At 70.8% G+C, this 10322-nt stretch carries 9 protein-coding genes; 5 read left to right on the forward strand and 4 right to left on the reverse strand.

What is annotated here, in order from left to right; all coding sequences use genetic code 11:
• Positions 1-22: 22 nt before the first annotated feature.
• The 3 genes from Q1V88_RS15390 to Q1V88_RS15400 all read left to right on the forward strand — a co-directional run bounded on the left by Q1V88_RS15390 (position 23) and on the right by Q1V88_RS15400 (position 3771).
• Positions 23-1648 (forward strand): acyl-CoA carboxylase subunit beta, encoded by a 1626-nt coding sequence (locus Q1V88_RS15390; RefSeq protein WP_300682174.1) that lies wholly within the window; start codon positions 23-25, stop codon positions 1646-1648.
• 17 nt (positions 1649-1665) lie between these two features.
• Positions 1666-1896 carry an acyl-CoA carboxylase subunit epsilon gene (locus Q1V88_RS15395; protein ID WP_300682175.1) on the forward strand — a complete coding sequence of 77 codons (231 nt, stop codon included), beginning with the start codon at positions 1666-1668 and terminating at the stop codon, positions 1894-1896.
• A gap of 216 nt (positions 1897-2112) precedes the next feature.
• The gene (locus tag Q1V88_RS15400) at positions 2113-3771 is read left to right on the forward strand and encodes a DUF885 domain-containing protein (protein ID WP_300682176.1); all 1659 of its coding nucleotides are present in this window, start codon (positions 2113-2115) and stop codon (positions 3769-3771) included.
• 12 nt (positions 3772-3783) lie between these two features.
• On the opposite strand, the gene Q1V88_RS15405 is transcribed toward Q1V88_RS15400, so the two are convergent.
• Together Q1V88_RS15405 and Q1V88_RS15410 are read right to left on the reverse strand one after the other, a co-directional pair.
• Positions 3784-4551 (reverse strand): hypothetical protein, encoded by a 768-nt coding sequence (locus Q1V88_RS15405; RefSeq protein WP_300682177.1) that lies wholly within the window; start codon positions 4549-4551, stop codon positions 3784-3786.
• On the reverse strand, positions 4548-5123 hold the full coding sequence (locus tag Q1V88_RS15410) for an RNA polymerase sigma factor (RefSeq protein ID WP_300682178.1): 576 nt from the start codon (positions 5121-5123) through the stop codon (positions 4548-4550). Before Q1V88_RS15410 ends, Q1V88_RS15405 begins: the two co-directional genes overlap by 4 nt.
• Before the next feature lie 95 nt (positions 5124-5218).
• On the opposite strand from Q1V88_RS15410, the gene Q1V88_RS15415 reads away from it, so the two are divergent.
• Positions 5219-6208, forward strand: a complete 990-nt coding sequence (locus Q1V88_RS15415; RefSeq protein ID WP_300682179.1) for a sulfotransferase — start codon at positions 5219-5221, stop codon at positions 6206-6208.
• On the opposite strand, the gene Q1V88_RS15420 is transcribed toward Q1V88_RS15415, so the two are convergent.
• Positions 6192-7079, reverse strand: coding sequence for a hypothetical protein (locus Q1V88_RS15420; protein WP_300682180.1), 888 nt, complete (start codon positions 7077-7079; stop codon positions 6192-6194). The genes Q1V88_RS15415 and Q1V88_RS15420 overlap by 17 nt on opposite strands.
• Positions 7080-7171: 92 nt before the next feature.
• Between Q1V88_RS15420 and Q1V88_RS15425 the strand changes: the two genes are divergently transcribed.
• Positions 7172-8524: a DUF3592 domain-containing protein gene (locus Q1V88_RS15425; RefSeq protein WP_300682181.1), complete on the forward strand. Its 1353-nt coding sequence runs from the start codon at positions 7172-7174 to the stop codon at positions 8522-8524.
• A gap of 92 nt (positions 8525-8616) precedes the next feature.
• Here the strand turns inward: Q1V88_RS15425 and metG are convergent.
• The coding region (gene metG / locus Q1V88_RS15430; protein ID WP_300682182.1) for a methionine--tRNA ligase at positions 8617-10322 on the reverse strand (1706 nt) is incomplete at its 5' end.

Consider the following 10322-nt stretch of genomic DNA (forward strand, 5'->3'; position numbering starts at 1 on the left):
ACAGACAGTAGGGTGCCACCTTGTGAGTGCCGAGAACCTGACAGCGCCCGAAGAGTCGGCGATCAACCTCCACACGACTGCCGGAAAGCTGGCGGATCTGGAGCGTCGCATCGACGAGGCAGTAACCAAGCCCGCCGCGAAGGCCCAGGAGAAGCAGCACGCCAAGGGCCGCAAGACCGCCCGCGAGCGGATCGAGATGCTCTTCGACGAGGGCAGCTTCGTCGAGCTCGACGAGCTGGCGCGTCACCGCTCCCAGGACTTCGGTCTGGAGAAGAACCGCCCCTACGGCGACGGCGTGATCACGGGCTACGGCACCGTCGACGGTCGCCAGGTCTGCGTGTTCTCCCAGGACTTCACCGTCTTCGGCGGCTCGCTGGGCGAGGTCTACGGCGAGAAGATCGTCAAGGTCATGGACCTGGCGCTCAAGACCGGCTCGCCGATCGTCGGCATCAACGAGGGCGCCGGCGCCCGGATCCAGGAGGGCGTCGTCTCCCTGGGCCTGTACGGCGAGATCTTCCGCCGCAACGTCCGCGCCTCGGGCGTGATCCCGCAGATCAGCCTGATCATGGGCAACTGCGCCGGTGGTCACGTCTACTCCCCCGCCGTCACCGACTTCACGATCATGGTCGACGGCACCTCGGGCATGTTCATCACCGGCCCCGACGTGATCAAGACCGTCACCGGTGAGGACGTCACGATGGAGGAGCTCGGTGGTGCGCGCACGCACAACACCAAGTCGGGCAACTCGCACTACATGGCGACCGACGAGGAGGACGCCATCGAGTACACCAAGGCGCTGCTCTCCTTCCTGCCCTCGAACAACCTGGACGAGGCGCCGGCGTACGACGAGATCGCCGACCTGGAGCCCAACGAGGACGACATCGCCCTCGACACCCTCATCCCGGACTCCCCGAACCAGCCCTACGACATGCACGACGTCATCTCGACCGTGCTCGACGACGGCGAGTTCACCGAGGTCCACCCGCTCTTCGCCCCGAACATCATCGTCGGCTTCGGCCGGGTCGAGGGCCGTTCGGTCGGCGTCGTGGCCAACCAGCCGATGCAGTTCGCCGGCACCCTGGACATCGACGCCTCGGAGAAGGCCGCCCGCTTCGTGCGGACCTGCGACGCCTTCAACATCCCGGTGCTGACCCTGGTCGACGTGCCCGGCTTCCTGCCCGGCACCGACCAGGAGTGGCAGGGCATCATCCGCCGCGGCGCGAAGCTGATCTACGCCTACGCCGAGGCCACCGTCCCGATGGTCACCGTCGTCACCCGCAAGGCCTACGGCGGCGCCTACGACGTGATGGGCTCCAAGCATCTCGGTGCCGACATCAACCTGTCGTGGCCCACCGGCCAGTACGCCGTCATGGGTGCCCAGGGCGCGGCCAACATCGTGCACCGTCGCGAGCTCAAGGACCTGGCCGACTCCGGTGCCACCACCGAGCAGGTCGAGGCCAAGCGCGCCGAGCTGATCGAGGAGTACGAGACCACCCTGGTCAACCCGTACATCGCCGCCGAGCGTGGCTACGTCGACGCCGTCATCTTCCCGCGGGAGACCCGCGCCGAGGTGGTCAAGGCCCTGCGCCTGCTCAAGACCAAGCGCGACTCGCTGCCGCCCAAGAAGCACGGCAACATCCCGCTCTGATCAGCTCGGAGACACTCATGACTGACGCAGCATCCGACACCGCAGCGGAGCAGGCCCCGGCCGCCCCGCTGCTGAAGGTGATCAACGCCGACGCGACCCCCGAGGAGGTGGCGGCCATCGTGGCCGTCTTCGCCTCGCTGGGTGGCGGCGCTCCGGCCCCGAAGCCGAAGCGGGCGGAGTGGAACAACCCGGCCCGGGGCGTGCGGCGCACGCTCCCGGCGACCTGGCGCACGTCCACCCTCCCCTGACCGAGTTCCGGGTTCACCACCGCCGAATTCCGGGTTCACCACCGCCGAATTCCGGGTTCACCACCGCCGAAATCCGGGTTCACCACCGCCGAACTCCGGGTTCACCACGCAGCACCGACGAGCCTCCGGCCCCGCGCAGTACGCGCCGGGCCGGAGGCTCGCTGCGGTCAGGAGCAGGCCAGAAGCCGCCCCGGACCAGCCGGTTAGGCTGACGCCATGACCCGCCAGATCGATGCCCGCAGCGACCGTTACCTCGCCGAGTCCGTCGTACTGAATCCGCTGGAGGCCACCGCGATCGGGGTCCCCGGGCACGACCACGAGCTCCCGGACCTCTCCCCCGAGGGCTGGGACGAGCGTGATGCGCTGGCGCGCGAGGCACTGCGAGAGGTCGGCGAGCTGACCGCGATTGACGCCCGCGAGGAGCTGGCCCAGGCCGCCTTCGTCGAGCGGCTGGGGCTCACCGTGGCGAAGGCCGACGCACAGCTGGACCGCTCCGAGCTGTCGGTGATCGACGGCGCGCCGCACTGGATCCGCGGCGTGCTCGACCTGATGAGCGCCGAGGACGAGGAGAGCGCCGAGAACCTCACCGCGCGTCTGGCCGGGGTGCCGCTGGCCCTGGAGCAGTATCGTCGCACGCTGAACGTCGAGGCCGCCGCCGGCCGGGTGAGCGCCGTGCGCCAGTACGCCGAGACCGCGACGCTGATCGAGGGCTGGGCGCGTCCGGGCGACTACTTCGCCGCTCTGGGCACCGCCTCGCCCGACCTGCCCGAGACACTGCGCACCGACCTGGCCCGTGAAGCGGAACGGGCCCGGGTGGCCTTCGCCGACCTGGCCGGCTTCCTGCGCACCGAGATGGTCCCCCGCGGTCGGGTCGAGGACGGGGTCGGCCGCGAGCACTACGCGCTGGCATCGCAGTACTTCCTCGGCTCCTCGATCGACCTGGAGGCGACGTACGCCTGGGGCTGGGAGGAGCTCGCCCGGATCGAGTCCGAGATGGGCTCGGCCGCGCACGCACTGACCGGCTCCACCGACGTCGACGCGGCGATCGCCCTGCTCGACGCCGACCCGGCGCGGAACCTGACCAGCCGTGAGGAGTTCCGCTCCTGGATGCAGGCCCGCTCCGACGAGGTGCTGACCAGCTTCCACGGCACCCACTTCGACATCCCGGCCGAGATCCGCCAGATCACCTGCACCGTCGCGCCCACCAACGACGGCGGCGCCTGGTACACGCCGCCGACCGAGGACTTCTCCCGTCCGGGCACGATGTGGTTCTCCTTCACCGACTCCCAGGAGAAGTTCTCCACCTGGCGTGAGCTGACCACCGTCTTCCACGAGGGCGTGCCCGGCCACCACCTGCAGTGCGGCCAGGCGGTCTGGAACGCCGCCGAGCTCAACCGCTGGCAGCGCCTGCTGTGCTGGGTCTCGGGCCACGGCGAGGGCTGGGCGCTGTACGCCGAGCGCCTGATGGACGAGCTCGGCTACTTCGCCGACCCCGGCGACCGGATGGGGTTCCTCGACTCGCAGGCCTTCCGCGCCGCCCGGGTGGTGGTCGACATCGGCACCCACCTCGGGCTCACGGTGCCGGCCAACCCGTGGGGCTGGCGCGTCGGCGAGCGCTGGAACGCCGACCTGATGCTCGAGTTCATGCTCGCCCACACCCGGATGGACCCGAGCCAGGTGCGGTTCGAGGTCAACCGCTACCTCGGCTGGCCCGGCCAGGCGCCGTCGTACAAGGTCGGCGAGCGGATCTGGCTGGAGATGCGGGACAGCGCACGGGCGGCAGCGGGCGCCGACTTCGACCTGAAGGCCTGGCACACCCGGATGCTGAACCTGGGTGCCGTGCCGCTGGACCTGCTGGGGCGTGCGAGCCGCTGAGCCCCGGCGCGATCACGGCACCACCAAGGTCCCGACCACCGTCGTACCGTCACTCTCGTAGACAGTCACGCTGCGAGTCTTGCCGGCATCGCGGCGCTGCCACTCCAGGGCCTGGGCCGGGCTGGTCGGCTCTGGACCGTCCAGGTCGCGGACGAAGGCGTAGCCACTGCGTCCGTTGCTGGCCTGGACCCGAATGAGGTCGGGCATCCCGCGGTCATTCGGGACGCCGTAGGTCTGCCCCTGGGCGTTGGTTCCCCAGGAGGTCGGCACGTGCTGGGAGTAGGTCGCGGTCAGCCTCCAGCGAACCGTGGGCTTGCTGGCGGTGATCACCGTTGAGGTCTGCCCGGGCCTCAGCGCCATCGCGTACGTCGCCACGGCCTCGTCGCTGTCGGCCTCGGCGGCCCGGGCGGCATCGGCGGCGTCGCACACCAGCAGGGCACCGTCGCTGAACGTCAGCGTGCCAGCGCTCAGGCAGGTCAAGGCCAGCTCGACGTCCGTGGCCCCGGCCGGAGCCGGGCCCAGGTCCACGGTCGCGGTCCCGGTGCGGGTCACCGTCACGGTTCGACCCAGCTCCGTGACACGGTCGGCGCCGGGTTGGGGCGACCAGAGCACCGACCCGACGGCGGCAGCCCCACCGCCGACCACCACGACCCCGGCGACGCCGACCGCCCAGGACCGCCACCACCGCAGTCGTCGCGGACGTGCATCCGTCGCCGCGTGGGCGACCAGTGCGTCGCGCAGGCCGCGGGCGAAGCCCTCGTCCATCGTCGTGCGAGTCATCGGGTCCTCCAGAGCGGGTCGTCGGTGGGCACGACGCCGAGGCTGTCGCGCACGCGGTGGCGGATTCGATGCATCCGGCTCTTGGCCGCAGCCTCGCTGATCCCGAGTGCCTGGGCGGCGTCGGCCACGGCGTAGTCCTCGATCGCGATCAGCACCAGCAGGTGCAGGTCCGGTCCGCGCAGCGACGTCAGCGCCTCGCGCAGTGCCGGGGTGAGGTCGAGCATCACGCTGGCCACATCGGCCGCCGGCACGGTCGCCGCGCGTGGCAGCGCGGCGAGGAACCGCCGGTAGCGCCGTGCCGCCCGGCGCTGGTTGCGTGCCACGTTGGTGGTCGTGACCAGCAACCAGGGCAGCACCGTCCCGGAGACCACGCGTGCCTGGTCGCGGCGGCGCCAGAGCTCGAGGAACGCGAGCGCGGTGACGTCCTCGGCCTGATGCGGGTCCTCGACCAGGCGCACGGCGTGGCCGTAGACCCGGTCCTTGTGGGCGTCGAAGACGAGACCGAACGCGTCGGCGTCCCCGGCGAGGACGCGCGACCACAGCGGGTCGACGTGTCCCGGTTCGGCGCTCATACCCCATTGTGTCCGCAGCCCGCCGATCGGTTGCACGGATGCACCACGATCATTGATCGACTATTTTAGTCGCCTTTATGTTCTATGCTGCCGTCATGGAGGGACCCGCACCTGACTTCATGATCATCGGGGCGCCGAAGGCCGGCACCACCGCGCTCCACGCCGCGCTGTCGCGGCACCCCGACGTCGCGATGAGCACTCCGAAGGAGCCGAAGTACTGGCTCTGCGAGGACGCGCCCCCGCCGGCGTACGTCGGCCCCGGCGACGCCCACTCCCAGCAGGAGTGGGTGTGGCGTCGTGAGGACTACCAGGCGATCTTCGCCCACGACGACGGACCGTACGGCTCCCACGAGCGTCTCCGTGGCGAGGCGACACCGTTCTACCTGTGGAGCCCAGGCGCACGCCGCCGGATCACCACCGAGCTGCCCGACGTCCGTCTGATCGCCGTGGTGCGCGACCCGATCGACCGCGCCTACTCCAACTGGATGCACCTGTGGTGCGACGGCCTCGAGCCCGAGGCCGACTTCCTCACCGCGTTCTCCCGCGAACGCGAGCGGATCCGACGCGGGTGGGCACCCTTCTGGCGGTACGCCGACCTCGGCCGGTACGGCGAGCAGCTCGCCGATCTGCACCAGCGGATCGACCCCGCCCAGATCCTGGTGCTGCGCTACCGCGAGCTCGTCGACACGCCCCGTGCGGCGGTCGACAAGGCCGCCCGGTTCCTCGGCATCAGGACCGGCAAGGTCGACGCGATCCCGGCCGACAACTCCCGCAGCTACGTCGAGCCCGGCTGGCGACCGCGCCTGGTCGGCCCGGTGATCCGCACCGGCGCCTGGCTCGGGCAGTTCGCCCCGCCCCAGGTGTGGCGTGCCGCCGAGCCCCGCCTCCACCCGCTGTTGCGCAGCGAGCACGGCGCCCACCGGCCGCGACTGACACCCGAGGCCCGAGCGGCCCTGATCCCGGCGTTCGCCGAGGACATCGACCTGCTCGCCCAGGTCACCGGCGACGACTACGGCGCCTGGCTCGATCCCGAGAGCCGCGGCTCCTTCCGCGAGCGGTCGGCAGCGCTCAGCGCAGTACCGTGACCAGGTCGTGCGCTCCGTCGGGGCGGGCCGCCTCGACGTAGTATCGGGTCCGTCCATCGGGCAGCGCGACCGCGCTGGCGTAGCGGAACGCGCCGTCGGAGAAGGCGCTGCGCACCGGCTCCCCCGGCTGCGCGTGCAGGCGGCCGTCGGGGCCCGCGATCGCGACACCGGTGGTCTCGTGCCAGTTCGAGGCAGCGTCAGGCCGGCCGTCGTACAGGACGGTGAGGGGCTCGCGCGAGAGCACCGTGGTCACCCGGGCACCGCGCGCATCCCACGCGCCGGGCCGCCCGGCCAGGACCTCGCCGTGGTCGCGCCAGGTCAGCCCGTCAGCGCTGGTCAGGTAGCGCGAGGTCATCCGGTCCTCCTGGCCGACCTCGGTCAGCGGGTGGCAGCACAGCCACATCTCCCAGGACCCGTCGGTCACCGTGATCACCGGGTCCTTGACCGCGACCGTGTCGTCACCCGGCAGCACCAGCCGACGCTCGCCGTCGGGCAGCTCGGCCGGCGTCGCGGCGGTGAGGCTGTCGACCCACCAGTGCTTGGAGTTCCAGGTCGCACACGACAGGTAGAGCCGCCAGCCGCCCTCAGGCAGCGGCACCAGCACCGGCCGCTCCAGGGACTCGCACCCGAAGGTGTCGCGGTGCACCTCGGCCACCGTCTCGAACCGCACACCGTCACTCGACCGCGCGACGCTCACCGTCACACCACGGCCCTCGGCCAGCGGACGGCGGGTGCGCCAGGTCAGCCAGAAGACCCCGTCGTGGAGCACCGCCGAGGCCGCGCCGGCCCAGTTGCCCGGCCCCTGACCCGGCGCCGGCACGACGACCTCGGCACCGTCGAGCGAGGGCAGCAGCAGCGATTCGACCGACATGCCGCCACGATAGTCGACTGACCCGCTCGACATTGAACGCCACGTCGCCGTGTCGACGTCGCCACGGGCGCCCAGCCCCTACGCTGGCAGCCGTGCCCCACCAGCGACCGGAGAGCGCCGCACCACGTCGGAGCGTCGCGCTCACCCTGGCCGCCGTCGTGGTCGGGCTGGGGCTCACCGCCGCCGCTGTCACGTTCTTCGTCGCCACCAATGCACGAGCGAGCACCCTGGCCACCTCCGGTGAGCGCACGACCGCGACCGTGCTGCGCTCAGTCCCTGCTCGATCCTGGGACATCTTCGACAGCGGTCACCTGGTCGTGCGCTATCAGGTCGCCGGGACGACGTACGAGCGCGATGTCTGGCTCGATGACCCGGCCCACGCCCAGGCGCCGCAGACCACCGTCACGGTGCTCTACGACCGGGCACACCCGGACCGGATCCGTACCGTGGACGACACGAACGATCCGGTCCCGTGGGGCGTGCCGATGGTGCTGTGCGGACTGGTCGGGATCGTGGTCCTGGGTCGCTCGCTCTACGTCCTGGTACTGATCCTGCGACTGCGGCGCTACCGACGTCGCCGAGGGCTGAGCTCCGACGACCCGCTCTTCGGCGCCGTGCTTCCCAGCGACGTCGCCCCGATGCCCACCGATGGCCGGCCCGCCTGGGAGGCGGATCGGACCCGCCAGGCGTGGCGGCGCTCGGCGCGCCGCGTCGCCCTGACCGGCGCCGTCACCGGACTCCTCGCCGTCGCCAGTCTCGCGATCCACCTCGGCGTACGAGCCTCCGACGAACGCTGGAGGGACGGAGCCACGACCACCCCCGGGACCGTGATCGACGGCGGCGCGGGCGACACGTTCGGGCAGTCCTGGGTCGAGATCCGCTACCGGGTCAACGGCGTCGTCCTGGACGCCACCGTCAGCGGCACCACTGTCGAGGACCACCCGGTCGGGACCGGACTGGCGGTGCTCTACCACCCCGACCGTCCCGACCGGATTCGCACCACCGACGCCGCCAACCACTCCGATCTGACCCAGCTGGCCCTGATCGGTCCGCCCTGCGTGAGCGCCCTCGGCCTCCTCAACACGATCGTGGGGGCCACCCGGCTGCTGCGCTGGCGCAGGGAGCTGAGGCGGCGGCCCTGGCAGGTCTGGGAGGGGCTCGCCGGCGGCCTCACCACGACCCTCTGGCCACCCGACGCACGCTGGATCAGACTCGCCACGACCACGGCGGACGGCTCCCCGGTCGCCGTCACGCTCCGACTGGGCTCGGGGCTGCGGTGGAGCGAGGCGACCTCATGGACCCCCGAGGGCCAGCAGGTCTGGTATCTCCCCGGCCCGTACCGGCGCGGGATCATCCAGCCCAGCGACTGTGCCGTTCCCCTGAGCGTCTACCTGCCCGGCTCGACACGCCAACTGCGCACTGTGACCCGTCGCCGCGGGCAGTGAGCCTGCCCCCGGATGCACGAAGGCCCCGCCGGCGGGTGGGGCCTTCGTGGCTAAGCCGGATCTCGGCGGTGGTGAACCCGGATCTCGGCGGGCTAGTTGCCCAGGCGCTCGAGCTCTTCCTCGATGATCGCGGTGTCGAGCTTGACGAAGACCGGGGTCGGCTTGCCGACGACGGCACCGACCTCGACCGGACGCGTGCCCCAGGCCGGGACCTGGGTGTAGTCGCCGGTGATCACCGGGTAGCTGAGGCCCGCCACGTCGAGGTCGTCGACCTCGTCCACGCGCGGCAGCGGGGCGAGGGTGCCGGGGCCGCCGAAGGTGGCGTCGATGGCGTTGGCGCTGAACGGCAGGAACGGACTGAGCAGCAAGTTGAGGTCGTGCACCGCCTGGGCCATCACGTGCAGGACGGTGCCGAGCCGCTCGCGGTCGGCCGGGTCCTTGGCGAGCTTCCACGGCTCGGTGTCCGAGACGTACTTGTTGACCTCGCCGACCAGACGCATCGCCTCACCGATCGCGGCCTTCTGCCGGTGCGTGCCGATCAGCTCACCGACGGTCTCGAACCCACCCGCCACAGCGGCCAGGATCGCGGACTCTGCCTCGCCGAGCTCGCCGGCGGCGGGGATCTCCCCGAAGTTCTTGTGGATCAGGGTCGCGGTCCGGTTGACCAGGTTGCCCCAGCCGGCGACCAGCTCGTCGTTGGTACGCCGGACGAACTCGGCCCAGGAGAAGTCGGAGTCCTGCGACTCCGGACCGGCCACCGCCACGAAGTAGCGGAACGCGTCGGGCTGGTAGCGCTCGAGCAGGTCGCGCACGTAGATCACGATCTTGCGCGAGCTGGAGAACTTCTTGCCCTCCATCGTCAGGAACTCACTCGAGACCACCTCGGTGGGCAGGTTGAGCTCGCCGAGCTCGTGCACGCTGCCGCCACGCGCGCCCTTGCCGTTGTAGGCCAGCAGCTCCGCAGGCCAGATCTGGCTGTGGAAGGTGATGTTGTCCTTGCCCATGAAGTAGTAGGACAGGGCGGCGGGGTCGTTCCACCAGGCACGCCAGGCCTCGGCGTCGCCGGAGCGACGCGCCCACTCGATCGAGGCCGACAGGTAGCCGATCACGGCGTCGAACCAGACGTAGAGCTTCTTCGTCGGGTTCTCCCGCCACCCCTCCAGCGGTACCGCGATGCCCCAGTCGATGTCGCGGGTCATCGCCCGCGGGCGGATCTCCTTGAGGATGTTCTGGCTGAACTTGATCACGTTCGGCCGCCACAGACCGGTCGCCTCGCGCTCGTCGAGCCACGCGGTCAGCGCGTCGGCCAGGGCCGGCAGGTCGAGGAAGAAGTGCTGGGTCTCGACGAACTCCGGTGTCTCGCCGTTGATCCGCGACCGCGGGTTCTTCAGGTCGGCGGGGTCGAGCTGGTTGCCGCAGTTGTCGCACTGGTCGCCGCGGGCCTTCTCGTAGCCGCAGATCGGACAGGTGCCCTCGATATAGCGGTCAGGCAGGGTACGACCGGTCGACGGCGAGATGGCGCCGTGGGTGGTCTGCTCGAGGAAGTAGCCGTTCTCGAAGACGCCGGTGAACAGCTCCTGGACGACGGCCGTGTGGTTGCGCGTCGTCGTACGCGTGTAGAGGTCGTAGGAGATGCCGAGCCCGGCGAGATCCTGGGCGATCACCCGGTGGTTGTGGTCTGCGAGCTGTTGCGGCGTCAGTCCGGCCTCGTCGGCGGCGATCAGGATCGGGGTGCCGTGCTCGTCGGTGCCGCTGACCATCAGCACGTCGTGTCCTGCCATCCGCATGTACCGGCTGA

This window comes from Nocardioides sp. (genome assembly GCF_030150155.1).
Classification (GTDB): domain Bacteria; phylum Actinomycetota; class Actinomycetes; order Propionibacteriales; family Nocardioidaceae; genus Nocardioides.